General features: G+C 65.2%; 21 protein-coding genes. 6 read left to right on the top strand and 15 right to left on the bottom strand.

Annotated features, from left to right (window positions below):
- Positions 1-70: 70 nt before the first annotated feature.
- Positions 71-1,882 carry a histidine kinase N-terminal 7TM domain-containing protein gene (locus tag CRO01_RS04440; protein WP_097007888.1) on the top strand — a complete coding sequence of 604 codons (1,812 nt, stop codon included), beginning with the start codon at positions 71-73 and terminating at the stop codon, positions 1,880-1,882.
- Positions 1,883-1,914: 32 nt separating this feature from the next.
- On the opposite strand, the gene bioD is transcribed toward CRO01_RS04440, so the two are convergent.
- Together bioD and CRO01_RS04430 are read right to left on the bottom strand one after the other, a co-directional pair.
- A complete protein-coding gene (gene bioD, locus CRO01_RS04435) occupies positions 1,915-2,598 on the bottom strand; it encodes a dethiobiotin synthase (protein ID WP_097007887.1) in 684 nt (227 codons plus the stop codon).
- A 31-nt stretch (positions 2,599-2,629) separates the two neighbouring features.
- Entirely contained in the window at positions 2,630-3,886 is a 1,257-nt protein-coding gene (locus CRO01_RS04430; RefSeq protein WP_097007886.1) for an aminotransferase class I/II-fold pyridoxal phosphate-dependent enzyme, read from the bottom strand.
- 261 nt (positions 3,887-4,147) lie between these two features.
- Here CRO01_RS04430 and CRO01_RS04425 point away from each other — a divergent pair, with 261 nt between their 5' ends.
- Positions 4,148-5,647 (top strand): outer membrane protein assembly factor BamB family protein, encoded by a 1,500-nt coding sequence (locus CRO01_RS04425; RefSeq protein ID WP_097007885.1) that lies wholly within the window; start codon positions 4,148-4,150, stop codon positions 5,645-5,647.
- Between the two features lie 26 nt (positions 5,648-5,673).
- On the opposite strand, the gene CRO01_RS04420 is transcribed toward CRO01_RS04425, so the two are convergent.
- The 5 genes from CRO01_RS04420 to CRO01_RS16995 form a co-directional block, all read right to left on the bottom strand.
- The gene (locus tag CRO01_RS04420; RefSeq protein ID WP_097007884.1) at positions 5,674-6,753 is read right to left on the bottom strand and encodes a transcriptional regulator; all 1,080 of its coding nucleotides are present in this window, start codon (positions 6,751-6,753) and stop codon (positions 5,674-5,676) included.
- A 16-nt stretch (positions 6,754-6,769) separates the two neighbouring features.
- On the bottom strand, positions 6,770-7,924 hold the full coding sequence (gene bioB / locus CRO01_RS04415) for a biotin synthase BioB (protein ID WP_097007883.1): 1,155 nt from the start codon (positions 7,922-7,924) through the stop codon (positions 6,770-6,772).
- A gap of 37 nt (positions 7,925-7,961) precedes the next feature.
- Positions 7,962-9,644 carry a potassium channel family protein gene (locus CRO01_RS04410; protein WP_097007882.1) on the bottom strand — a complete coding sequence of 561 codons (1,683 nt, stop codon included), beginning with the start codon at positions 9,642-9,644 and terminating at the stop codon, positions 7,962-7,964.
- Positions 9,645-9,721: 77 nt separating this feature from the next.
- Positions 9,722-11,842 (bottom strand): bacterio-opsin activator domain-containing protein, encoded by a 2,121-nt coding sequence (locus tag CRO01_RS04405; protein WP_097007881.1) that lies wholly within the window; start codon positions 11,840-11,842, stop codon positions 9,722-9,724.
- Positions 11,843-12,074: 232 nt separating this feature from the next.
- The gene (locus tag CRO01_RS16995) at positions 12,075-13,055 is read right to left on the bottom strand and encodes an archaellin/type IV pilin N-terminal domain-containing protein (RefSeq protein WP_097007880.1); all 981 of its coding nucleotides are present in this window, start codon (positions 13,053-13,055) and stop codon (positions 12,075-12,077) included.
- Positions 13,056-13,344: 289 nt separating this feature from the next.
- Here CRO01_RS16995 and CRO01_RS04395 point away from each other — a divergent pair, with 289 nt between their 5' ends.
- The gene (locus CRO01_RS04395; protein WP_097007879.1) at positions 13,345-13,908 is read left to right on the top strand and encodes a FlaD/FlaE family flagellar protein; all 564 of its coding nucleotides are present in this window, start codon (positions 13,345-13,347) and stop codon (positions 13,906-13,908) included.
- Between the two features lie 64 nt (positions 13,909-13,972).
- Here CRO01_RS04395 and flaJ read toward each other — a convergent pair whose 3' ends face one another.
- From flaJ to CRO01_RS04360, 7 genes are all read right to left on the bottom strand, one after another.
- On the bottom strand, positions 13,973-15,721 hold the full coding sequence (flaJ, locus tag CRO01_RS04390; RefSeq protein ID WP_097007878.1) for an archaellar assembly protein FlaJ: 1,749 nt from the start codon (positions 15,719-15,721) through the stop codon (positions 13,973-13,975).
- Between the two features lie 94 nt (positions 15,722-15,815).
- Complete coding sequence (locus CRO01_RS04385; RefSeq protein ID WP_097007877.1) at positions 15,816-17,501, bottom strand: type II/IV secretion system ATPase subunit; 1,686 nt, start codon at positions 17,499-17,501, stop codon at positions 15,816-15,818.
- 3 nt (positions 17,502-17,504) lie between these two features.
- The gene (locus tag CRO01_RS04380; RefSeq protein ID WP_097007876.1) at positions 17,505-18,260 is read right to left on the bottom strand and encodes an ATPase domain-containing protein; all 756 of its coding nucleotides are present in this window, start codon (positions 18,258-18,260) and stop codon (positions 17,505-17,507) included.
- A 7-nt stretch (positions 18,261-18,267) separates the two neighbouring features.
- The gene (locus CRO01_RS04375; protein WP_097007875.1) at positions 18,268-18,723 is read right to left on the bottom strand and encodes a fla cluster protein flaG; all 456 of its coding nucleotides are present in this window, start codon (positions 18,721-18,723) and stop codon (positions 18,268-18,270) included.
- A gap of 1 nt (position 18,724) precedes the next feature.
- On the bottom strand, positions 18,725-19,171 hold the full coding sequence (locus CRO01_RS04370; protein ID WP_097007874.1) for a flagellin: 447 nt from the start codon (positions 19,169-19,171) through the stop codon (positions 18,725-18,727).
- A 6-nt stretch (positions 19,172-19,177) separates the two neighbouring features.
- A complete protein-coding gene (locus CRO01_RS04365) occupies positions 19,178-20,170 on the bottom strand; it encodes a FlaD/FlaE family flagellar protein (protein ID WP_097007873.1) in 993 nt (330 codons plus the stop codon).
- A 142-nt stretch (positions 20,171-20,312) separates the two neighbouring features.
- Positions 20,313-20,879, bottom strand: a complete 567-nt coding sequence (locus tag CRO01_RS04360) for a DUF7500 family protein (protein WP_097007872.1) — start codon at positions 20,877-20,879, stop codon at positions 20,313-20,315.
- A gap of 139 nt (positions 20,880-21,018) precedes the next feature.
- Between CRO01_RS04360 and CRO01_RS04355 the strand changes: the two genes are divergently transcribed.
- Complete coding sequence (locus tag CRO01_RS04355) at positions 21,019-22,590, top strand: CARDB domain-containing protein (RefSeq protein ID WP_097007871.1); 1,572 nt, start codon at positions 21,019-21,021, stop codon at positions 22,588-22,590.
- Positions 22,591-22,842: 252 nt separating this feature from the next.
- Positions 22,843-23,118 carry a hypothetical protein gene (locus tag CRO01_RS04350; protein WP_097007870.1) on the top strand — a complete coding sequence of 92 codons (276 nt, stop codon included), beginning with the start codon at positions 22,843-22,845 and terminating at the stop codon, positions 23,116-23,118.
- 68 nt (positions 23,119-23,186) lie between these two features.
- Here CRO01_RS04350 and CRO01_RS04345 read toward each other — a convergent pair whose 3' ends face one another.
- Positions 23,187-24,092 carry a DMT family transporter gene (locus CRO01_RS04345; RefSeq protein ID WP_097007869.1) on the bottom strand — a complete coding sequence of 302 codons (906 nt, stop codon included), beginning with the start codon at positions 24,090-24,092 and terminating at the stop codon, positions 23,187-23,189.
- Between the two features lie 153 nt (positions 24,093-24,245).
- Between CRO01_RS04345 and CRO01_RS04340 the strand changes: the two genes are divergently transcribed.
- The gene (locus tag CRO01_RS04340) at positions 24,246-24,872 is read left to right on the top strand and encodes a ribonuclease H (protein WP_097007868.1); all 627 of its coding nucleotides are present in this window, start codon (positions 24,246-24,248) and stop codon (positions 24,870-24,872) included.
- The last annotated feature ends 59 nt before the right edge of the window (positions 24,873-24,931 follow it).

Raw genomic sequence — 24,931 nt, 5'->3', positions numbered from 1 at the left:
GCCACCCGATTTATTATCATATAGTAACAACCAGCCGTAGCCAGCGATCGTTGATCGCGCTCCGATATCTATGGTTCTGACAGCGATCTACGCGTGGGTCGTCGCGCCTGCGGCGGCGTTGATGCTCACGATCGCGGTGCTCGCCGCCCGGCGCCGCCCGACGCCGGGAGCGACTGCGCTGGCCGGGCTCGCTTTCGGCCCGGCGATCTGGTCGCTGACAACGCTCGTGCAGGTGCTCGCAGGGTACGAGCTGTCGGTCATCGCGGCCAAGGCTGCCTACGTCGGTATCACGCTGACCGTGCTGTCGTGGTTCGTTCTGGCGGCCGAGTACACCGGACGCGAGCGATACGTTTCCCGGCCTGTTCTGGCAGCGCTCTGTATCGAGCCGCTTCTCGTGAACGTGCTTGTGTGGACGAATGAGAACCACCACTTGATCTGGCACTCGACCATCAGAGACGCCGGGTCGGTCTACGGGTTCGAGGTCGTCTACGGCATCGGGTTCTGGGGCCACGCGCTGTATTCGTACCTCCTGTTGATCGCCGGCACCGTGATGATGCTCGAACAGCTCTACCGCTCGGAGTCGCTGTACCGCGGCCAGTCGACCGCGATGCTGGTTAGCGTGCTGGTCCCGTGGGCGGGCAATGCGCTGTGGCTTTCGGGCACGACCGGGCTCGACTGGACGCCGCTCGGGTTCGGCGTCGCAGCCGGCGCGGTCTACTGGGCGATGGCGAGCTACGAGTTCATGGACCTCTCGCCGGTTGCCAGAGACACCGTCGTCGATCGCATCCCCAGCGGCGTCGTGGTGATCGATCCCGAGGGACGGATCACCGACGCCAACGATGAGATGGAGTGCTTGCTCGACGACGGCGTCGACGATCTCGTTGGAACGCCAGCCACCGACGCGTTCGCGGACTGGCCACGGCTCTCGGACGAGCTCGCGGCGAGGACGGACGACATCGACGGCGCCCGCCACCTCGAACGCTCCCGCAATGGCCAGCACTTCGACATCACGATCGAACCGTTTGCCGACGACCGAGGACGGCGTGCCGGTCGGATCGTACTCGTCCACGACGTTACCGAACAAAAGCGTCGCGAGCAGGAACTCCAGCGTCAGAACGAGCAACTCGACCGGTTCGCGTCGGTGCTCTCGCACGACCTCAGAAACCCCCTCAACGTCGCAGACGGGTACCTCGACCTGCTCGAAGAGACCGGCGACCCCGACCACGCGGAACAGGTTCGGTCGGCGCACGAACGGATGGACGAGCTGATCGAGGACGTTCGGACGCTGGTCGCCCACGGGCAGACCATCTCCGACCCCGAGCGACTCGACCTCACGACGGTCGCCGAGGACGCCGCAGGGAACGTCGACACCAGAGGTGCCGACCTCCAGATCGGGACACTCGGCACCGTCAGCGGCGACCGCAATCGGCTCACGCAGGCCTTCGAGAACCTGTTCCGGAATGCTGTCGAGCACGGGTCGACCAATCCTGCCTCGGCGACGCCTCACGGGGACGCCAGAGCACAACCGGCGTCCGCTGCTGACGCCTCGGTGGCGCAGACGGGCGATACGGATTCCCCAGCGGGCGATGCGGACGTATCTGACGACGCCCCTAACACGACGGTGACGATCCGCGTCGGAACGCTCGACGCCGGTGCAGGACAGGATGGCTTTTTCGTCGCAGATGACGGTCCAGGAATCCCGGCTGACGCGCGCAGCGATGTCTTCGAGTCGGGCCACACCACAAACGACGACGGCACCGGACTGGGGCTGGCGATCGTCCAGAACGCGATCGAAGCCCACGGCTGGGCGGTCGAAGCAACCGAGAGCGACGCTGGGGGCGCACGCTTCGAGGTGACTGGGGTTTCCTTCCTCGACTCGTAGGCGCCGACGCGGCGGCCGACTGCGCGTGCGTTTCAATCACCGACTGCGTCGACCGGCGACCACTCGTCGACGGCGTCCCGCAACCCACCGATTGCTGCCGACGGATCAGAGAGATCGAGTTGTGGCATCGTCTCGACGCCGACGCCCGTCATGCGCTCGATTTCGGCGGGATTCGTCCGCTCGGCGACGCTTGCGCCCTCGTACTCGTTGAGCAGAATCGCCGGCACTTCGACGCCGCGCCGCTCCAGCGCCGAGACCGTCAGCGCGGTGTGGTTCAGCGTTCCCAGCCCCGAGCGCGCGACGACGACTGTCGGCAGATCGAGGTCGGCGACGAGGTCGATCACCTCGCGGTCGCCGGCCAGCGGGACCCGCAGCCCGCCGATCCCCTCGACGATGCCAGCCTCGACCGACGGCTCCGAGAGAACCCGCTCACAACCCTCGCGGATCGCCTCGTAGGAGAGGTCGACGCCCTCGCGCTCCGCGGCGACGCGGGGCGCCAGCGCCGGTTCGAGCCGACGGAGACAGGTCGCCGCGTCGGCGTCGTCACAGGTTTCCGCCACCATCCCGGCGTCGTCATCTGGCGGATACCCCGTCTGTGCGGGCTTGACCGCACGCGCTTCGATGCCGGCGTCGCGGAGCCAGCCCGTTAATCCGGCAGTCACGACCGTCTTTCCGACGCCGGTGTCGGTGCCGGCGACGAACAGGCCGCGGGTCACACTTTGCCCCACCGGGACGCCACGGCGGCGGTCACAGCAGTCCGACCTCCTCGCCGGCTTCGCGGAAGGCGTCGATACAGCGTTCGAGATCGCGGGCGCCGTGGGTTGCCATCGGCGCGACGCGGATCCGGCTCTGGCCTTCAGGGACCGTCGGCGGGCGGATCGCCGGCGCGACGACGCCGCGGTCGTACAGCGCGTCGGCGAGCGCCAGCGCGCCGCTCCGGTCGCCGACGAGCACTGGAAGAATCTGGGTTTCACCGGGGACCTCGAAGCCGAGGTCGGTCAGTCCCTCCCGCAGGAACTCGACGTTCCGCCAGAGCCGATCGCGCCGGTCGGACGTACGCGTGATGTGGAGCGCCTCCGATGCCGCCGCGGCGGCCGGCGGCGCCAAGCCGGTCGAGAACACGAACGACCGGGCGGCGTTGACGAGATACTCGATCAGGTCGGCGTCGCCGGCGACGAACCCGCCCTGACTCGCCAGCGCCTTCGAGAGCGTCCCCAGCTGAATGTCGACGCGGTCGGCGATGCCCTCGCGCTGGACGATGCCGCCGCCGCCCTCGTAGAGGCCGGTGGCGTGGGCCTCGTCGACCATCACCCACGCACCGGCCTGCTCGGCCACGTCGCAAATGTCGACCAGCGGCGCCACGTCGCCGTCCATGCTGAACACCGAGTCGGTGACGATCAGCCACGAGCCGTCGGTCGTCTCGGGATCCCGTGCCGCGTCACCGAGCTTCGCGGCCAGATCCTCGGCGTCGCAGTGATCGTAGATGATCACCTCGGCGCCCGAGAGGCGACACGCGTCGACGATGCTCGCGTGATTGAGCTCGTCCGAAAAGATCACGTCCGGATCGAGCGCTGCGATCGTCCCGACGTTGGCCGCGTAGCCCGAGGAAAAGGCGAGCGCGCGCTCCGTCTGTTTGCTCTCGGCCAGTCGATCCTCCAAATCTCGGTGGACCAGCGTGTCGCCGGTGACGAGCCGGCTCGCGCCCGCGCCGGTGCCGACGACGTTCGCGGCTTCCGTTGCGGCTTCGGCAACGCGGTCGTCGTTCGTCAGCCCGAGGTAATTGTTCGACGCGAAGATCAGTCGCTCCTCGCCGTCGAGCACCGGGAGCCCGCTGCCGGGCGCCGGAGCGAACTGCGCGCGCTCGGCGACGCGATCCGCGGGCGACAGCTCTCGGCGGAGATCCCGGCGCTCCCGGTCGGCCAGCCGACCTGCGATATCGAACCCGCGATTGCCGTCGAGCGGCCCGGGCGGCGCCCGGTCGCCGGCCTCGTGCTCGTCACTCACGCGCTGTCCTCCCGGATGGATTTCGCTTGATCGGCTCGTACTCGCCCGTCATAGCTCAGCTCCGAGGTGCCGGTTGCGGCCGAAACCGGCGCCGTCCTTTGATAAGTGGCTCCTGCGGCTCCTGTGGTAAAGCCTTTCTCACTTTGCCTCGCTGATATCGCGTGGTGCTGGCAACCGTCAGCAGAGGCCGACAGCCGGCTGGCAGTGGTCAAATGTGCAGGACTCCAAAAGCTTATCAAATTTCTGTCTATCTGGTGAACTATGAAACGCCGATCCTTCCTGACGCGGTGTTGTGGCGTGGGACTGGGACTCGTCGGCCTCGGGACGGCGGGCGTGGCGAGCAGTGTCGCTGCCCCCGGCGATAGCGTCTGGTCCGTCGAGATGAACGGATCCTTCGGCGGTCCGCCGACGATCGTCGACGGCACGGTGTACGCCGGCAGCGACAACCCGCCGGACATGCCTACTGAAACGATGTACGCGCTGGACGCCGAGACCGGTGACGAACAGTGGTCGACAGCGGTCCCTACCATCGACAACTCTCCCACCGTCGTCGATGGTACAGTGTACGTCGACGCCAGGTCCGGCGTCCGTGCGCTCGACGCCGCGACCGGCGAGCAGTTGTGGGACCGGCCCCTCGGCGGGGCCGTCGAGACATCGCCGACAGTCGCCGACGGCACCGTCTACGTCGGCCACGCGAACACCGTGGTCGCGCTCGACGCCGAAACCGGCGACCATCTGTGGGAGTTCCGAACTGAGGAGCTGGGCGCGGGCACGCCGACAGTCGTCGGCGGCACCGTCTACGTCGGGAGCTCGCCGAACGTGAAAGACAGCGAGGACAGAGGCGTCTTCGCCATCGACGCCGAAACCGGGGAGGAGCGCTGGCAGCACCGGACAGCCAGCTACGTCGATGCAGCCCCGACGGTCGCCGGCGGCTCGGTGTTCGTCGGCGATACGGCCGGGAATCTCTACCGGATCGACGCCGAAAGCGGACAGCAACAGTGGAACGCCGGAACGAGCGACGGTGTGTACGACATGGTAACCGTCGCGGACGGCATCGTCTGTGCGCCGTCGTTCGACGGGACGCTCCACGGCTTCGACCTCGGCGGCGACCAGCAGTGGAGTAAGCAACTCGACGGACAGATCGGCTCCCCGCCGACGATCGCAGGCGGCTCGTCGAGCGCCAGCACCGCCTACGTCACCACGGACGCGGGCAAACTCTACGCCCTCGACCTCCAGAGCGGCGAGATCCACTGGGAGACCGGGACGGCCAACGCGACGCCGACCGGCCCGACGGTCGTCGACGGCGTCGCCTACCTCGGCGGCGACGAGATGTACCTCGAAGCGATCGAACTCGAGGGGGGATCGAGCATCGGCTCGCGCGTCCGGCTCGGAACGCTCGGCCACACGTCGTCGTGGACCGGCGGCCCGGTCGCCCTCGGCGACGTGGACGCCGGCGGGGACGGCGGTCAGTCGGACGAACCGGAGCCCGTGCAACCCGAAGACGTCGAGGGTGGAGGCGACGACGAAGCGAGCGATTCGGCATCGGACGACGGCGACACGTCCGAATTCGATTCGAGCGAAGACGAAACCGAGCCCGGCGGCGAAACCGGATCGAACGGGTCCGGCGGTGGCGGGGCGTCCGGATCCGACAGCGGCACGCCGGGCTTTGGCGTCCCGGCTGCCATCGCGGCGGTCGGCGGTGCGAGCTATGCGCTCGGGCGGTCGACCGACGACGGCGATGCCGAAGACGCCGCGGAGTAACAGGACCTCACGGCTACCCGACTGGCTCAGAACCCTGGCATCAACTCGGCGGGCCCGAACACGCCGTACTCGCCGGCGCGGTTGCGCCGGACGGCTGATTGCAGGTAGCCGAGCGCCGGCCCGTTGACGTTCGCGGCCATGCTCGTCTCGTCGCCCAACTCGAACGTGTTGGTCGCGCGCTCGCCGTCGAAGGTCGTGCCCGTCACCGTGACGGTGGTCGTCGTCGGTTTCTCGTCGGACCGAACGTCGAGGACGCCGCCGACGGTCACGTCCTCGGCGTCACAGATCCCCGCCCGCTCCAACAGCACGTCGTCTGCGTGTTCCATGTCGTGGAACTCCAGCACGCCGTCGTGGGCCTCGACGATCTCCTCGATCTCGTCGTCGCTGAGGTCTCGCGCCGTCTCGATGTCGTAGCCGTCGAGGTGGGCGATGTCCTCCCGGACCGTCCCGCGGTTGTCCTTGTAGCCTGATTTCAGCCCGACGCCCCACCAGATGTCGATCTCGTGTACCTCGACGAACGACTGGGCCGCGAGCGCGGCCGCGCCAGTCAGAAATCCCGGCGTCGCGCCGGCGCCACAGACGAACGTCAGTCCCGCCTCCTCGAACGTCTCGGCGCGCTCGTCGAGCATGCCGATCACCCGCGAACGCTTGAGCACGTCGATCAGGACGCCGGAGTAGCCCGCGTCGGCAAACCGGTCTGCGATCCGCGGGATGAAGTCGTGTTCGAGGTTCGGCAGCGCGATGAGCACGGCGTCGAGGTCCTCGGCGACCGCGATCACGTCGTCGATCGGCGTCGCCGTCGGCTCGCCCTGCTCGGAGGCGACGATGCCGGCGCCCTCGCCGGTCTGCTTGACGCCGCCGCTGTCGGTGGCGACGCCGCCGTCGGTCGCCGCGTCCGGGCCGTCCGTGTCACCGCGCCCGTCGCCCGCGATGTTTCCTTCCGTCGCGTCCAGCAACTCCTCGACATCGAGGCCGTCGCGGTCTAGGGCAATGCCGTTGCGATCGCAGGCCGCGACGGGCCGCAGCTGCTCTTTGTGCTGGCTCACTTCGAGCGTTCGTCGTCCGATGCCGCCGGTTCCCAGTACCGCAAAGTCGATCTCGTTCATGATTGGTCGGTGTGCGCTAATCGTCGGTCGCTTCGCTCGTCGCCGTTCCCGCCGCGGTGTCGACGCCGACTGCGGCGTCGTCGGGATCCGTCGCGGAGCCGTCGTCCGTCGCGGTGTCGTCGCCCCGAGCTTTCACCGCCTCGGGGTCGAACTCGTTCACCTGGGTGTTTGGCTCCAGTCCCGCCCGCTCGATCGCCTCGATGTCCTCGCCCGGTGACTGGCCGCCGGTGGTGAGATAATCGCCCGTGAGGATGCCGTCGGCGCCCGCCTCAAACGGCAGATGCTGCTCGTCGGCGTCGAGGTTGACCTCGCGGCCGCCTGTGAGCCGGACGCGAGCCTCGGGGTGGAGCAGTCGGTAGACGGCGACCGTCTTGACGATCTCCTCGGTGGTGATGTCGGCCGTCCCGTCCAGCCGATCGGCCAACGGCGTCCCGGCGACCGGGTTCAACACGTTCACCGGAAGCGAGGAGACGCCGATCTCTTGCAGGGCGACGGCGGCGTCGACCCGGTCGGTCGGCGTCTCGCCCATCCCGAGGATGACGCCGGCACAGAGGTCCATCCCGGCCTCTTTGGCGACTTCGAGGGTGGCGACGCGGTCCTCGAAGCTGTGGCTGTCTACGATCTCGGGGAAGAATCGGGGCGAGGTTTCGATGTTGTGATTGTAGTGATTCAGCCCCTCCTCGGCCAAGATCTCGGCTTCCTCGTCGGTGAGGATGCCGAGGCTGGCGTCGACCTCCACGTCGGTCTCATCGCGGACGAGCCGGATCGCCTCGATCACGTCGTCCCACTCGTCGGGGCGGCGCTCCTTCGAGACACCTTTCTCCGCGACGACGATGCCAAAGCGCTGGGCGCCGTCGCGCTCGGCGCGCTTGGCGGCTTCGAGCACTTTCTCGGGACCGAGAAAGCCGTAGTTGTCGATCCCGGTGTCGAAGTGGACCGACTGGGCACAGAACCCACAGTCCTCGGCGCAGTTGCCCGCCTTGGCGTTGACGATGCTGCAGGCGTCGACCGTGTCGTCGCCCAGTTCCGACCGGACGTAGTCGGCCGCCGGTGCGAGGTCGCCGACCGGCTGGGCGATCAGCGCGAGTCCGTCCCGGCGGTCGAGGCGCTCCCCGTCGAGCACGCGACGGACGGCGTCGTCGACCGTTCGGTTTCCTGTTTCGTAAACCACGCTAGCAAGCGCAGTTTACAGAACTATAAGAGTACCGTCAGTCGTCCTCCCACGGCCGGGTCGTGTCCTCGCCGTGTGCGACTTGCTCGATCGCGGAGACGCCAGCGAGATCGGAGAACTCGGCGATGGCCTCGTCGTCACCTGCAACGAGCAACACGTCGTCCTGTCGGATTTCGAACGCCGGACCGAGGTCCGCGTTCATCTCGCCGTCGCGCTCGACCGCCACGACCGTCGCGCCGGTCTCGGCCCGAACGTCGGCATCGCCGAGCGTTCGGCCGGCGAGGTTCGGCGCGTTCGTCCGGATCAGCTCCAGTTGGGATTCGGGCGTCAGCACCTCCTCGTCGAGCAGGTTCGTCGCCAGCATCCGCCCGGTCACCGACGAGAGCGAGACGACGTAGTCCGAACCAGCCCGGTAGAGCTTCGGGACGTTGTCGTCCTCGTTCGCGCGGGCGTTCACTTCCACGTCCGGCGCGACCTGTTCGAGCACGAGCGAGGCAAACACCGACGCCGTGTCGTCGCCAAGCGCCAGCACGACGGCGGCGGCGTCCTCGATGTCGGCCTCGACGTAGGTCTCGCGGTCCCGGGCGTCGCCGACGACATCGGCGCCCGTCTCGGCGTCCCAGTCGACGACGACGACCTCCCGGCCAGTGTCCCGGATCGCACTCGCCGCGGTCTGGCCCACGACGCCGCTGCCGACGAGGACGATGTGGCCGCGGCGTTTGCCACCCGACGTGATCGTTTGGCTCTTGAGCGCCGCGAGGTCGTCTCGGTGGCCCGCACCGACGAGGATCGTGTTCTCGTCGAGACGCCGGTCGGCGTTCGGCGCCGGCAGGAACTCCCCGCTGTGCCAACTGCCGATCACGTTGACGCCGAAGCGTTCGCGGATTTCGGCCTCGCCGAGCGTCTTGCCGGCCACGTCGCTTCCCTGATGGATGCGTAACTCGGCGACCGCCAGATCGTCGTCCAGTTCGACGGCGTCGTCGAGTTCGGTCGACAGCGAGGTCGTCGCCTTGCGCGCGAGGCTCTCGCCGAGCACTTTGCGGGGCTGGATGACGCTGTCGGCGCCCGCGTACTCGTGGTACTCGTGGGTGTCTTGGTCTTCGACGACGCTCACGATCCGCCTGTCGGGCGCGACCTGACGCGCCGCCAGCACGATGCTGGCGTTGACCTCGTCGTCGACGTTGGCGATCAACGCCTGCGCGTCGGTGAGACTCACCGATTCGAGCGTCCGCGTCGCGGTCGGGTCGCCGACGACGACCGGCCAGCCCTCGGTGTGGAGGTCTCTGGCGTGGTCGTGGTCCTCGACGACGAACACGTACGGTACGTCGATGGCGTCCAGTTCGGTCCGCAGCGACTCGCTGATCGAGGTGTGCCCGCAGATCACGACGTGGCCCGTCTCGTCGATCGAGGTCGGCACCTCAGTCTCGATGGCGTCTTCGATCAGCGGGACCACGAACACCGGAACCGCGAAGAAGACGAGCAACACGCCGGTGAGGTTCATCGTGACGACGAATGCGTTCATCAGCGCACTTTCCCACGGCGAGTCGCCGCCGTATCCCGCAGTAGTCAGCGATTCGACGACGACCTGAATCGAGTGGACGAAGCCGACCATCTCCCCCTCGAACTGAGCCATCCCGAACTGGTAGATCGCCGCGTAGGCGACGACGATCAACCCGACGGCACCGATCGACCCGACAGCGCGACGAAGCCACTCGGTCATCGGTACCGTGTCGTTTCCCCGTCCCAATCAGTGTTACCGACTGGTCTCGCGCAGTGTATTGTCGGCGTCGGCCGACCCTACGCCTTGTCGTGGGCGTCGGGTTCGAACAGCGTCTCGAAGAGCTTTCGCTCGCCGGCTCGGAGGTGCTGGTTGAACGTCGGCGGCGCGACGCCGAGAGCCTCGGCGATCTCCTCCCCGGTTTTCTCGCGGGGCCACTCGAAGTAGCCAGAGAAGTACGCCGCCTCCAGCACCTCGCGCTGGCGATCCGTGAGGTGATCGTCCAACTGCTCGCGGAACGACCGCTTGCTCCGGGCGGCGCTGGTACGTTCGCGCCGGGCGACGAACTCCACCGAGGGGTACGCCGAGGTGATCCGCTCGGCGAACGAGCGCACTTCCGCGACCTCCGGGAGGTCGACGACGACGCGGCCGCCGTTCGGGTCGGCTCGCACCGTCCGCGGGACGCCGCCGTGGTCGGCGACGGTCGTCGCAATGGTGTCGTTGGCGGTCCGACACTCGAACAAGGCGGTGCCGTTGCGCTTGCTGATCAAGCGGGCGTCCGAGACGCCGCTGGCGCTCTCCGCGAACTCGATTACGTCGTCGGGATCGGTGTCGGCGATCGAGTAGAAAATGAGGTGACTGCCGTCTGACTGGGGGAGGATCGTCCGCAGGTCGACGTTGCTTGCGGTGTCTGCCGACAGGTCGTACAGGAAGTCGTCGGCGTCGGGCACCCGAAACTCCACCTGCACGACGCTGTCGGTCATCAGCGCCTCCTTCCGGTCGATCGCGTTGATCGCGTAGCCGATCGTCTCACCCAGTTCCGAGAGCACGCTCTCGGTCTCCTCGTCGAATGTGTCCAGCCTGTCGGCGTAGATCTGCAAGACGCCGTAGACCGCCCCTTCATACACCAGTGGAACGGTCGCAACCGACCGGAAGCCACACTTCAGCGCCTCTTTTCGCCAACTCCCGATTCGGTCGTCCTCGAAGATGTTCTGGACGACCTGCGTTTCGGCGTCTTGCAGCGTCTGCTGGACCGGGTTGTCGGTGCCGTCGAGGTTGATATTTCCGAGATACTGCTGCTCGTCGCCACCTTTCGCACGCGGCCGGATCGTCTCGTTGATGTCGCTGTAGCCGCCGATCCACGCGAACGCGTAGGGGTCGATATCGACCAGTCGCTCGCAGACCTCCTGTTCGATCTCGGCGCGGGTCGACGCCTTCACCAGCGCCTGATCGATGTCGCGGATCACCGTGTTGATCCGGTTGAGACGCTTGAGCTGTGTGTTCTGGCGTTCGAGTTCGCGGTCGCGTTCGCGCAGCGTCGCCTCGCGCTCGGCGCGGTCGAGCGCCGCCTTGCCGTTGGCGCCGAGAATCTCGACAAACTCCGCTGTGGCATCGTCCAGTTCGGCATCGTCGGTCGTCCCCGCGAGCAAGACGCCGTGGTCGCCGAGCGGGACACTCAACTCGCTGTTGAGATTCGTCTCTCCGGTGTAGACCGTCTCGTGGGCTTGCACGTCCTCGTGACGACGCGCCTCACCGTCGACAAACGCGTCCCAAGCTAAACTCTCACCGCCGATGAACGTCGGCGGCTCGTCGTCGAACCCCTTCACGTCGGCGACGTATGACACTGGGCGCAACACGCCGGCTGACTCGTCGAGCAGGTAGACCGCGATCCACGGCAGTCCGATCACGTCGTCGGCGATGTCGACCGCCAGATCCGCGATCTCCTCGCGCGTGGCCGCTCGCATCAGCGAGCGCAGTCCCTCGTGGAGCCCTGTCAGCATCTGCTCGCGCTCGGCGAGGTGACGCTCTGCTCGCGTCCGGTCGACCGCGTTCCTGATTCTGTTGGCCAGCAGGTCGTACTGCTGATCGGTGTGTTTCTTTTGAAGGTAGTCGGTGACGCCCTGTGTGATCGCCTCGCTTGCGACCTCCTCGCTACCCTTGCCGGTATAGAGAATGAACGGAAGCCGAGGATCGCGTTCCCGGACCGAGCGCAGGAAGTCAACCCCGTCTGTCGGTCCCATCCGATAGTCGCTGACGACGCAGTCGATGCGCTCGGGGCCGTCGAGCCGATCGAGCGCCGCCTCGGCCTCTGTCTCCGATGTCACGTCGATATCGTCGTTGTCAGCCTCCAGAAACGTAGAAACGACGTCGAGAAACCGCTCGTTGTCGTCGAGATGCAGCACGTGAATCCTATCCGTCATGCAAGTCAGATATCCGTAGTTACCAAACCCGACGTATATATCTAATTGATCGTAGAGTAACAACTACTCGGCAACTATCGGTGTCGAAAAATGAATCCCGTCGCGTCGACGACGCCGATCTCCGGCGTCGCGGCGACGGAAACGTGGACCGCATCAGCGCGGTCGGATGCACGCTCCGTGCGTCCGTCAGAGAATCTCCATCCAGAGAGCCGCGAAAGCGGTTCGGTACCGCTTACAGTTCGACCGCGTCGCTGCCGTCGTAGGAGCTGAGCGACTCGGGGACGTTCAGCACCGCGGTGGCCACGCTACCGGACTGCGTGACGATGCGGATCGTTGCCTCCTCGCCCTCCTGCAGGTAGCGGAGGTCCTGTCCTTCGTCGTCAGTCAGCTCGATGCCGATCGTGAACCGGTCCTGACGGCTGGTCAGGACGGGTGCCGTGTTGTCGTTGTCGGTCGTTCCGTTGACGGTGAACGCTCCGAGGGCAGGGGTTTCGCTGTAGCCCAGCGTCGCCTCGCCGTCGGGACCGATGTACTCGACGGATGCGCCTGCGAGGTCGATCTCGTTCGCACCGGGCGACTGCATGACGGTCATGCTGACGTGCGAGATCTGCGTATCAGATCGGACTCTGTACTCGACAGTGGCGCCGTTGGTCGGCTTCAGGTTCACAGTCGCGTCTTCGCCAACGCTGCTGATGTTGAGGCTCCAGCTCACGTTATCCACGTCATCAGCAGACGGGACCCACGTGACGTTGATCGAATCGTCGTCAGCGAGGCCACCGGGTGCGTTAGTGAGGTCGTAGACGTCGCCGGCCTCGAAGTTGCTGGCCTCGGTCAGAGTGGCATTATCACCTGACGTATTGACCAGCAAGTCACCGCGATCAGACGTGAACTCGTATTCTTGGTCGTCGTCGACGTATCGCAAGACGTCACTGCTGTTGTCGAACTCGAAGGTGACGTTTGCAGAGGACATCTCCGGGCCGTACTCCGTGTCGATCTCGCCGATCGAGCTCAGCACGAGCACTTGGTTGGACACCTGCGCCTCGGAGTCCTCGCTCGTCGCGGACGCCTGGTTCTGCAGGTAGCCCGCTGTGTTGATTAGTACGCTCGCTGCGATTGCCGCAACCAGGATCATCGCAATGAAGATGATCAGGGTCTCGATACCGACCTGACCGCGGTCAGTATCTCTCGAAAGATTTGGAATTGTAATATCCATGCTGTGTATCCTCGCGTTAGTTTTACGGCCACCGTCTCGGTCGGCCGCTACACCTTCCTTACAAGGTATATGAAAAAAGGATGCTACCTAGGGGAGTAGGCCCACCGCGATACCACACCCTATCTAATTAGGTTGGTGCCGCTATTCGAGGTATATTGTAGTGTTAGCCCGAATTGGGAGCGTTTTGGATCATCTCTGAATACCTCTCCCAGCCTGTCCACCCGATCCGGCGTCGTTATAATTCGTTGTCAAAAAATGATATGCCCGTTCGGTTAGATAGGTCTCGCAGGTGGAACATTTGAGCCAGCATCACTCGGCGCCGTCGACAGGCGGTCCACATCTGGAGAGCCTCGACGGCACGGCCGCAGAGCAGGTCACGGCGATGGCGTGGGCCCGATATCTCGGGAGCGCCTTCGGATCCAGCGGCGCGATCCGCGCGTTGCGGTACTACCGCGACGTGCGTTGGATCAGCGAGGAGGTGTACAACACGATGGTCGACTACGTGCGCGGGCTCTCGGTCGACGAGCTGACCGGCGACGAGGCGATCGACCGCGAGACCAGCGTCGAGTCGCTTCGGGACACGCCCTACGAGCGACACGCGCGCTCGCTGGAGTTCGTCGCCGCGATCGCCGGCGACAGCATCGAGCGCGATCTGACGACGCTCCGACTCGGCGACGAGGCGATGGGCGCCGTCGGCGGGCTCGGTGGTAATGACGACTCCAGTGGCAGCGTGCCGAAGGAAAACCAGTGCGCCGCGACGACCGCGGACGGCGAGGCCTGCACCCGGCCGGCGCTGGGCGACAGCGAGTTCTGTCACGAGCACCACGACGACGCCGACGCGTCCGACGAGTAACGGGGTCTTCCTTCTCTGCTCTCGTATTCCTTCGCCAGCACCGGCGATTGTCCTTCGGCGTCGTTCAGACCGAGATGATCGCCGACATCAGCACCGTGGTAACCCACGAGATGATGGCGCTCATCCAGACCATCGCGACGAAGTGTGTCAGCGCGTTGAGCGAGTGCCCGCGGTCGATAATTCGGATCATCATCGACGACAGGAAGGCGTTGAGAATCACCGCGACGAACAGGTAAAAGCGGATCTCGGGCACGTCGTACACCTGCGGGTGCAACAGCGCGCCCATGCCGGCCTGACTCAGTTCCATGTCGGCGGTGATGTTTTTGAGGAGGTTCACGATCTCCAACCCGACGAAAAAGGCGAACGTACTGGTCGCGGTGATGCCGTAGATGACGCCGATAATCGTGCCGGTCTCTTGGGTTCGCATCTGGCGGAGGTTCAGCACCTGCGTGAAGTTCGTCTCGATGAGGTCACCCAGCTGACGCGGCTCGCCGCCCATTCGGCGGCCGACGACGTACATGTCGCTGAACTTCTGGATCAGGTACGATCCCGTCTCGGCGGCGAAGTACCGCCAAGCGAGCGTCGAGTTGATCTGCATCGCAAGGCGCTTGTACAGGTCGTTGACGTTGTCGGTCAGTGCGCCGAAGTCCTTGCGCCGGAGGCTCGACAGCACCGACGACGAGGAACTCTGCTTGACGCTCTCGACGGCCCCGAGCGCTCGGATGAACGAGGGGAACTCGCCGTCGCGCTCTTTGACGCGGCTCTCCTCGCGCCGGATTACGAGCCCCGGAATCAAAAGCGGGGTAAACGGTACCGCCATCCAGATCGCGTCGGGAAGCCCGCCGTCCGGGAGCACGCCGTCGAGCGCGAGGTAGGTCACCGCCGCGAGCAACAACGCAAGCCCCGTTCCGACGATCAGCGCGATGCGAAGCCGGACGTTGCGATCCAGCGCGATGCCGTCGGCGTGACTCCACACCGGGTCCTGTGGTGCGACGTTGTTCATCACGTACAGGAACGCTAGTTGGACGAAGAAAAACAGCGTAATGACGCTCGAGAGGGCGATCATCGGGTCGATCCCGATCAGGAACGGGAGCAAGATTGCAAAGACCAGCCCGAACGTCGTCGAGTTGATCACCGAGAGGTAGACGTCTTTCATCACGCTCAGGCGATCGAGTTGGTTCTCGTACCGCGTCGTGAAGTTCCGGAGGATGTTGTCCTGCTCGGACAGCAGGAACTCCGACATGGGCTGGCCCGCGCCGACGGTGTAGGCTAACCGTTCGAGGAAGTCCCGCATGAGCGGGCTGGAGACGCGCCGAGCGCGGAACCGACACGCGTCGTCGAGACTCTGGTTCCACGTGTCGATCAGCGCGACGATGTGGCCCATCTCGGTGGCAATCGCTTTGTACTCGTCTTCCTTCGAGAGCGTACGAAACACCTCCACGCGGTCGATGTTGGTCGTCGACAGCACCGTGATATGAGTGATAAACAAATGAAAGCGCTCGCGGACCTGCTGTTGCTTTCGGTCCTGCATCAGCTTGGGGTAGACGATTGCGACGAACGGCAACAGGAGCGCGAGCATGATCACCGGTCCCGTCGCCACGCCGGGGATCGGTATGAACAGCGGCGAGATCATCACCGCACCGGCGCCGACGACCGACGGCAGCAACACGGTGAGAAGGTACCGACGGATCGACATGTCCATGTGCTCGTAGGCGAGTACCAGCGACCGGATCGCCTCCTTGAGATCGACCGAGTCACCCTCCTCTGTCTGGGTCGCGTCGGTCGCCGTCGCCGTGTCGGAGCTAGTCGCCATACGTGGTCGTGGAGTCGGTCGTCAGCCGTTCGCTCTGGTGATTGCGCTGCAGGTACGAAACGTTACCCCAACTGGGGACGCGCTCGGCGCCCGGTCAGACCGACTGGGGCGACGATGGCAGGCCGGTGATGTCGATCGGCAGCGACTCGACGCCGTCGCGCTGGAACACTTGGATGGCGTCGTTGACCTCGTCGTAGCCGAGCACGTCGGCCTCGATCAACCGTTCGATGATCTGCGCGCGTCGATCGAGTTCGTCGTAGATATCTCGGGTGTTCTCGTAGCCGAGCAGCTCTGCGATCTGGTTTTCGAGCACGTGGGAGTTGTTCATCCCGGTGAAGACGATCTCGTCGTCGGTGGGATCCCACTTGAACGCCTGCTGCGTGATGACGCCGTCGTCGACCTTCGAGTACCCCTCGATCTCTTGGACGCTCGTCACGCGCCGCAGGACGCGGTCGCCCTGTTTGACGCGGTTCTGGAACAGTGCCACGTCGCAGTTGTCCATGAACGTCTCGGGGACGTTGATCGGCTCGCCGGTAAAGCGCTGGATCATCGAGACGATGTCTGAGGCGTGGAACGTCAGCATGACGGGGTGGCCCGTCTGGGCGGCCTGAAACGCCATCTGTCCCTCGGCGCCACGAACCTCGCCCACGATGATGTAGTCCGGGCGAGAACGTAGCGCCGCCGCGACGAGGTCGAACAGGTCGATGTCGGAACTCTCGTCGTCGCCCTGCCCCTCGCGAGTCAAGAGCTGTTGCCACGTGTCGTGGGGCGGGAGCACCTCGGCGGTGTCTTCTGCGGTGTAAATCTTCGAGTCGCGGGGAATGAACGAGGTGATGGCGTTCAGCGTCGTCGTCTTGCCCGACGCCGTCTCGCCGACGACGAACACGGTTTGTTCGTTCTCCAGACAGAGCCAGAGGTACGCCGCCAACTTCGGAGAGAGGGTGCCCCACTTGGTGATCTGGAACACCGACAAGGGGACCTCGTCGCCCTGACGGATCGTCAGCGAGGGCCCCTGCACGGACACGTCGTCGGAGTAGATGATGTTGATACGCGAGCCGTCGGGCAGCGTCGAGTCGATGATCGGGTTCGAGTCGCTGACCGGCGTGTCCATCCGCTCGCCCATGTTGCGGATCCAGTTTTCGAATTCGGCGGGCGTGCCGAAATCAACCGTCGTCGGCAACATGCCGTAGGTTCCGTGATCGACGTAGCACTGGTGGGGGCCGATGACGTGGATGTCCTCGTTCTGCGGGTCCTGCATCACCGGGTTGAGCGGCCCCAACCCGACGATGTCGCGCTGGAGGCGGTAGCGAATCCGGTGGTACGTCTCTCTGGACAGCGATATTCGCGTGCCGAGCAACTGCTGGAGCGCGCCGGTTGCGGTCCCGCCGACGTGGGACACTGCTCCGAGCAACTCGTCGATGTGATCGACGAACTGTTCGTCGTCGCTGGGCGCGGGCTTGTTGACGCTCTTTTCGAGAATGCGCTGCCGGACCTCCTTGAACGTCTCCTGCTCGTCGGCGTCTAGCGTCGGCTCGACGACGTAGTAGGTCGTCGAGGACCCAACGTCGCCGTGGACGTGACAGAACACCGGATGCTCGCCTTGGGTCGGGTAGACGACGTTGGGGCGAGCAATCTCGTGTTGGTCTTCGAGTTCGTCGGTGTAGGTCGGATACTCACCGTGCTCTTCGCGCTTCGATTCGAGATGCTGGCGCAGGTGGTCGTGCTCGTTTGCCAGCGATTCGAGGCGGCCGGTCAGTTGGGGGGAGCCGAGTTCCGTCATCTGTCAGGCCACCGTTCGCGTTACGATCGTCAGCCCACGCCCCGACTGGACGGCAAAGCCGATGTTGTCGTCGACCTGATTACCCATCCCGGCGAACTTCTTGACGACCATCTTCCGCCGGACCTCGTTCCCGATCGATTCCATCTCTAAGGAGAGATAGACGTTCGATACGTCACGCAGAGGCCGCAGGGCTGTCCGGGACAGCGAATCGGGATTGACGGTCAGCACGATCGTCTTATCTTGACCGACGATCTGCCGGAAGTAGGTGATGAGGTTCTGCATGATGTCGTCGGCGTCGCCGTGCTCGCTGATCGCCTCGTAGTGGGGATCGTGCAGGAGTATGCCGTCGAACCCGTCGAAAATAATCACGTCGCTGCGCCACATCACCTCCGCGCGCATCATCTGGGTGATGAGTTCGCGGCCCGTCGACGGCTCGGGATCTTCGTCGCCGTTGATCGTGTCGACGGTGTCCACGTCGGCGTGCAGGAACAACAGCTGTTCGCGCAGCAGGTGGTCGACGATATCGTACTCCATCGACCCCATCTGCTTGATCAGCCCGCCGGCGGTGTGCTCGGCCGATACGTAGGTCACGTTCGTGCCGGTTTCGCAGAGGCCATAGCAGAACCGTTGCGTGATGACGCTCTTGCCGGCGCCGTGTTTCCCTTCGATCAGTACGATACTCCCCTCGGGGAGCCCGCCGCCAAGCGACGGGTTCACCCGGTCGCGCTCTTCGAGTCCGAGATTGTATAGATCGGGCATGGTCAGGTCAGTTGACGCGGAATCGCATGGTCGCTTCGGCCGATCCGGTGCGCACGGTCGCTCTGTGGCCGCCCGGCTCTAAGCTCTCGTCGACGACGACACGAATCACGTCGTCTTCGCCCCACGCCGTCGACGAGTCGCCGATGATAGTGACTGTCGGTGACGGCTGGTAGCGCCCGTCGATCAGCACGTCAGGCGGGTCGTTCTCGATGTCGATCGGCCTGTCGCCGGTGTTTTTCACGAGGAGCGTTACGTTGCCGGCGCCGTCGTAGATCGAGGCGGGGCTGCCGGGATCGCTGATGATGGTCACGTCGGTCTCGATGTCGTTGGCGACGCTTTCGCCCCGTTCGTCCATCGAGGCGGTCATGCTCTGGACGTTGACCGTCAGCGTCGTGGCGACACCGACCGACACCGTCAGCGCCGCGATGAAGATGATCAGATGGGAGACGGAGACGCTCGCCACGTCAGGCCACCTCCGCGACGCTGGTGTTCGTCCGTTCCAGCCCGGTGCCGGTCACGACGACCACCCGTTCGGGTGCCGTCGTGACGTTAGACGCCGCGATTCGTAGCTGTTCGCCGGGCACCCAAAGCTCGCGCCCGCCGACGCCGCCGACGAACGTCGACCGATTCGTCGCCAGCCGCCCGTCAACTAGCAGGTCAGTCGCCGCGGTGCCCATCGTCACCGTGCCGGTGTTGTTGACCGTGACGTTGAGAACGTCGCTCGTCGCGTTGTAACTCGCACTGTAGACGAGCGCGTCGCTGTTGCGCGTGTCGAGCATCCGATCTTGGCGCTGGTCGGTCGCGTCGGAGATATCTTGAACGGACTGTTCGACTGCGGGATACAGCAGCCCGACGCTGATCAACACGCCGATCGAGACGACTGCGACGGCAGCGCTGGTGCTGAATCCCATCCTCGGTCACCTCCGGTGGTCGGTCTTGGCAAGCTGTGCCTGCTGGGAGAGCCGTGCGATAAACCGGAAGCTTCGGTCGTGAACGTCGGTGCTCAGATCGTTTCGTGGTGCGGTGTCTGACTCGCTCCACGCGCCGCTAAGTACGACCTCAAGCTGCCGGCGGATCGACTCGCTGACCCAGTCGATGCGGTCGTAGTGATCCAGCGCCTTGAGTGCGCCTTCCTCGCCGGCGGTGTCGATCAGCATCGAGAGCCACTCCATGACGAGCACGTCGGTGGCGTACGTGTCGGCGAACTCCGTCAGGTACGGCCCGTTCTCCGGCGGCGTCGTCCCCGACGGCGGCGTCTCCGGCACCGGCGTCGAGGCGGGCTCGGGACTCGGCGTCGGCGCCCGCTCGTCGGCGTCGTCCGCATCCTGCTCGTCGTCAGTGCTGTCCGCAGTCTCGTCGCGGCGGGAGCGACCCTCACGACGCTTGCGCGTCCGCCGCTCCTCTTGCTCGGGACTGTCGTCGTCCTCGTTCGGGATGACGCCGTAGGTCGACTCGCCGCCGTTGGCTTTGGGCTCGCTGGAGTGATCCCAGCTGTCGGTAAAGGGATTGACGCCGTCGGTGAGCTGATCGTAGACGCCCAGCAGCGTGGCGTTGTGCTCTTCGATCTGGCCCATCCGGTCGTGGAGATCGAGCTGCTCGCTCTCGATCCCCTCGATCGTCGCCTCGTTTTGCTCGACATCGTTACGAATCTGGTCGATCTCGTACTCGACGTCGTCGAGGCGCTCGACGAGTTCGTCGTCGGCGTCGTCGCTCGATCGGCCGCCGAACAGTCCACCGGAACGGCTGCCGGTGCTTTCCTCGCCGTCCGACTGTTCGTCGACGGCCTCGGACTCCTCGTCCTCCTCGGAGTCGTCGTCTTGCGGTCCGTCCGGTCCGGCGTCGGGACGATCCGGGCCTCCCGGTGCGAGCGCGTCCAACCCGAGTTCGTCCAGAATCGTTCCAATATTCATGAATCGCCCATCTAAAGCTGAACGCTGATTGCGCACCTCTACGGATAAATCACGTACCTAATTAATGAGGCAACGATCGGCGTCGAGACGACGCGTGGCTAATCCAGTAGTCTCGACGCTCGCTCGGAGCGTGACGGCGGCGTCACTCACTGAGGTCTGCTTCGGCCAGCATCGCAGAAATCGTCGCCGCTGGCGGACTTTCGGCATCGATCTGTAGCGCGTACCATCGCAGGAACGACTCGAAGACGCCGATCTGGTCGTCGGCGGTGATGCGTCGTTCGACGATACCGTCGCCGGTGTCGACCACGGCGTCGATGCCGTACTCGCCAGTAGCGTGTTCGAGGGCGACGGTTCTGGCGTCAAGATCGATGTTGGGTCCGTCCTGTGATCGGGCGTCCTCGCGAGCGTCAGCGTCTTGGCGTGATGACGCCGGGCCAAGGCTCGAAGCGTCTTGCGCTTCGGTATCGCTGGGAGCGTCAGCGTCTGATTGGGCCGGCGCTGGTGTGGCGTCCGGAACGTCGTCTGCGTCCGGAGTTTCGACGATGTGACCGTCCCGCGTCTGTCCCTCGGAGTCGTCCTCGTTCGGCTTGATGACGTATCTGTTGTCTCCAATCTTCTGGACGGCATCTTCCCGAACGTCTTCGAGTTGTAGCTCCTCGGGAGTGAGAACCGATGGATCGTCTTCGGCCTCCTCGGGCTCCTCGGTCATGAGTCGTTTAGCGTTCGGCGTCCCCGACAATATAGTTTGGCCGTTCGTTCGGCGGTTCAGTGGAGTAGCGGCGTTTCGCAGCCGAGCCGAACGCATATAACGCACGCCCGCATAGCACGTTCCAGCGAGGCAACGTATCGTGACGACGACGGTATCGTCCCCACCGCGCGACCACCGCCCCCCAACGACCACCAGCAGCGACGGGTCGAGAGAGTACGATCCGCGCAAGGATCCCAAAATCATCGGGATCGCCGTGATCGTGTTCGGAACGCTGATCATCGCGCTCGCCGGCGTCGGATCGACGCCGGTCATGAGTGGTGACGGCAGCGGGACGGTGTTTCCGTTCCAAGACATCAACAACGAGTCCCGCGAGGAAGTGGCGTTGGCGCTCGAGGTCAACCGCAGCTCGTTGCGACCCGGCGGAGCGGTCCTGTTTAACGCCACCTACGAGAATGGAACGCCGGCATCGAGCGCGACGCTCTCCGTCGGCGGCTCGGAGTATTCGTTCGACGACAGCGGCCGGGCCACGGTGACCTTCGAAGGGGGCGGGTCGTACACGGCGACGATCCGGAAAGAAAACACCGAGTCGGTCCGGTACGTCGCTGACGGGACGATACTGTCCGTCGAACGCTACAAGATCCCGCTCGCGGTCAGTGCGAACGCGACGAACGTCACCGCCGGGGACGCGGTCCGGTTTGCGGTCCGGCGTGCTGACACGGACGCCCCCGTGACGGCCACGATTTCGGTCGCCGGCCGGACACTCCAGACCGATCAGCGGGGACACGCTGTCGCTCGTATCGAGCGCGCCGGTCACTTCGAGGCAGTCGCTCGCCGCGATCCGACGGCAGCCCAGCGATACGTTTCAGACTCGGTCAGCGTCTCGGCCGAGCGACAGCAGGTCAGACTTGCGATCGCGATGAACCGCTCCGCGCCGCGCCCGGGCGAAACCGTTCGGCTGACGCTCTTCCGAACCGACACGGGCGCGACCATCGACGGCAACCTGACTGTCGGCAACCGGTCGCTCCGCACCGTCGACGGCGCGGTGACGGTCTCGTACGACCGTGCGGGACAGTATCAGGTCCGAGGCACGACGACCAACTCCGATTCGATCGCGTTCGAACCGGTCGAGCAGACGCTCCGCGTGTACCGGTACGCCGCGCCAGTGTCGCTCTCGGCAAACGAGACGACGGTCGAATCGGGCGAGTCGGTCAGATTCACCGCAGTCCGTTCGGACACCGGCGAACCGCTCCCCGGCCAACTCACCGTCGGTAACCGAACGTACTGGCTCGACCAGCACGGCGAGGCGACGGTCGAGTTCACCCAATCGGGCACGGTGACAGCTACCGCGACGCGTGCCAACACTTCGACCCACCGCTTCCCGGCCGACGAGCTGACTGTGACGGTCAAAGATACCGAGTATCGGCTCGGCGGCGTTGAGGCTCCCGAATCAGTGAACAGAAACGCCAGCGCGACGATCGCCGTCGACGTTTCGAACCGCGGGAGCGACATGGGGGCCGCGTCGGTGACGTACCGATTCGACGGCGCGACCGTTGACACCGAGACTGTCGTTTTGCGAGCCGGACAGCGCGCGACGGTCGAGTTCGCCGTCCCGACTGAGACGCCAGCAGGCACCTACGATCAGACGCTGACCGTCCGCGGCGACGCCGTGTCGGCCTCGATCGAGATTCGCGCGGGTGATGCGAGCGCATAGCGGTCGGAGCTTGTGGACCGGAACTCAGCTTGCTCGATAGTCGCTGCTCGACCGTCAGATCGGTGTGTCCTCACAGCACCCCGATATGTTGGATTACCACTTCTCTGCAAGTTATAAAACGTTTACTTGCGTCTTAGCCGCTCGTAAAACGTCGGCTCCCGGAGATCGTTCCAGTGAAATGGGACGAAAGGAAAGAAAGGCTCACACCCCTATATGTGGGTTGCCGCTGTTGGTGGAAGTAGGCGCCAACCCATGTCCAGCCCCTCCACCTACAACGACCAAGGAACGATCGCCGCCGACGCAACCGAGCGCCAATCACTCCGTGAGCACGTCTACAATCAGTTCGCGGGGTCAGTCGTAGCTCCGATCCGGATGATCGGCTTCTGGAGCGCCGTCGCCCTGCCGTTCCTCCACGTTCCGCTGCTTGCGACGGGCCTCGAAGGAAGCCAGCAAACGGTCACGTTCCTCTCGTTGCTGGCCCTGAACCTCTTGGCACTGCTTGTCGGCTACCCCCACCGTCAACGCTGATCGTGCCACTCGCCCGCAGGTCCCCCACCCCCCGCTGACGCTTTCTCGCGTGTCCGTGTTGCCGTCACTCACGCCGCCGATAGCTTTCTGGCGATCGCCCGGCGCTTGAGCAGTGCGAATCCGAAAACGATCGCGGCGAAGCCAAGCGCCGTCCCGGCGTCGATGACCTCGCCCAGTAGCGCCCATCCCGCGACGGCGGCGAAGACCGGCGCGACGTATGAGACCAGATTGATCTCGACCGGCCCGAGGCGGTCCAGTAGTTCGAAGTACACCAGAAAGCCGAGCGCGCTGGCGACGACTGCCAGATAGCCAAGCGCAGCCAGCGCTTCGCCGTTCCAGATCACGTCCGCGAACGCTTCGCCGGGGAGTAGATAGCTGACCGCGTGCATGATCGCGGCGCCGCCGAGCATCGACCACGCTTCCATCGTCTCGATCGGTAGCGACGCCGCGATCCGCTTCGAGAGCACGCTTCCCAGCGCGAACGCCGTCGCGGCGGCAAACACCAGCCCGACGGCGACGACATCGGCCGAGAACACGGCGTCGGGCGTCGGTCGAGCGACGATCACGACGCCGGCAAAGCCGGCTGCAAGCCCGAGCGCGCCCAGCGTCGAAAGCCGCTGGTCGGGGAGTAAGACCCGCGCGAACCCGGTCGTGAGAACCGGGGAGAGGCTGACGACGATCGCGGCGGTCGCACTCGTCACGCTCTGCTCGCCGACGAACAAGAACGCGTGGTAGGCAGCGATCAACAGCACCGCACCGACGACCACTTGCGACCATTCTCCCTTGGTGTGCGGTCGCCACTGGTCGACTGCGGCGACGGCGTAACCGAGCATTAGTAGTCCGGCGATGTCGTATCGCAGCGCGGCAAAGAGCACGGGCGGAAAGTACGACAGCCCGGCTTTGATCGCGACAAAGGCCGTCCCCCAGATTGCCGCCAGCGCGACGAACAGGCCAACGTCTCGTCCGGTACTCATGGCCGTCCATCTCGTACCGTCGTTCAACGTGCTTTCGATCTGCCGATGTCGCGTATTCCCCCGTCCAGCTTCGGCGTCGAAGCGGTGACGTACGTCCCGGTCCGGACCAGTACGGTCCGCAGCTTTAAGTTCATCTACCCTCTTGTCTCTCGCATGGCCGCTCACGGCCGGTCTGGATTGCGGGACCTGTTCGACGAGTCACCAACGCCGCACATCGCTCATCCTCCCGAAACCCACCACCGAGACTACTACGTTGCGACCGACGGGTCGTTCCGCGCCGATGGCTCGGGTGGACTGGGCGCCGTCATCGAAACGCGGGACGGGACGCGCGTTGCTCGCCTTTCGATCGCAGAAACCGTTCCCGACAACAACATCGCCGAGTATCGGGCGCTCCACCTCGGACTCGACGTGCTCGCGGCGCGAGCCCCCGACGACGCTCGTATCGGCGTTCTCGTCGATCACGACGACCTCGCCGAGAACGTCAACGCCGCGGTGCTCGCCGGGCGCCACCCCGATGGGAAACCGCCACACGAGCTTCGAACGCCGCCGGGCGTCGAACACCACTGGCGCGGCGTCCGGGCGCGGCTCTCGGGCTTCGAGACGGTCCGAGCCGCTCGCATCCGGAGCGAGCAGAACCCCGCGCATCCGCTGGCTAACGCGCCCGAACAGTACGAACACGTCAACCGCGAGCCCGATCGGTGCGTGTTGCCCGGCCGGATCGACCGATCACCCCAGCAGTTCCCGCCGCCGTCCCGCGCCGACCGCCACGCGAGCGACTGACGCGGTGACCCTTTTCTCCACGAGATAGCTTCGCTCTCACTCCTCGAAACGTTCGGAAA

This window comes from Natronoarchaeum philippinense (assembly GCF_900215575.1).
In the GTDB taxonomy this organism is placed as follows: Archaea; Halobacteriota; Halobacteria; order Halobacteriales; family Natronoarchaeaceae; genus Natronoarchaeum; species Natronoarchaeum philippinense.
Note: the sequence above shows the minus strand (reverse complement) of the source record. Positions and strands in the feature narration are given on the sequence as shown.

Coding starts and splice junctions, on each gene's coding strand:
- CRO01_RS04345 (WP_097007869.1), bottom strand. CDS start 24,092: ATGAGTACCGGACGAGACGTTGGCCTGTTCGTCGCGCTGGCGGCAATC.
- CRO01_RS04425 (WP_097007885.1), top strand. CDS start 4,148: ATGAAACGCCGATCCTTCCTGACGCGGTGTTGTGGCGTGGGACTGGGA.
- CRO01_RS04405 (WP_097007881.1), bottom strand. CDS start 11,842: ATGACGGATAGGATTCACGTGCTGCATCTCGACGACAACGAGCGGTTT.
- CRO01_RS16995 (WP_097007880.1), bottom strand. CDS start 13,055: ATGGATATTACAATTCCAAATCTTTCGAGAGATACTGACCGCGGTCAG.
- CRO01_RS04420 (WP_097007884.1), bottom strand. CDS start 6,753: ATGAACGAGATCGACTTTGCGGTACTGGGAACCGGCGGCATCGGACGA.
- CRO01_RS04365 (WP_097007873.1), bottom strand. CDS start 20,170: ATGAATATTGGAACGATTCTGGACGAACTCGGGTTGGACGCGCTCGCA.
- CRO01_RS04410 (WP_097007882.1), bottom strand. CDS start 9,644: ATGACCGAGTGGCTTCGTCGCGCTGTCGGGTCGATCGGTGCCGTCGGG.
- CRO01_RS04370 (WP_097007874.1), bottom strand. CDS start 19,171: ATGGGATTCAGCACCAGCGCTGCCGTCGCAGTCGTCTCGATCGGCGTG.
- CRO01_RS04360 (WP_097007872.1), bottom strand. CDS start 20,879: ATGACCGAGGAGCCCGAGGAGGCCGAAGACGATCCATCGGTTCTCACT.
- CRO01_RS04440 (WP_097007888.1), top strand. CDS start 71: ATGGTTCTGACAGCGATCTACGCGTGGGTCGTCGCGCCTGCGGCGGCG.
- CRO01_RS04385 (WP_097007877.1), bottom strand. CDS start 17,501: ATGACGGAACTCGGCTCCCCCCAACTGACCGGCCGCCTCGAATCGCTG.
- flaJ (WP_097007878.1), bottom strand. CDS start 15,721: ATGGCGACTAGCTCCGACACGGCGACGGCGACCGACGCGACCCAGACA.
- CRO01_RS04350 (WP_097007870.1), top strand. CDS start 22,843: ATGTCCAGCCCCTCCACCTACAACGACCAAGGAACGATCGCCGCCGAC.
- CRO01_RS04340 (WP_097007868.1), top strand. CDS start 24,246: ATGGCCGCTCACGGCCGGTCTGGATTGCGGGACCTGTTCGACGAGTCA.
- CRO01_RS04380 (WP_097007876.1), bottom strand. CDS start 18,260: ATGCCCGATCTATACAATCTCGGACTCGAAGAGCGCGACCGGGTGAAC.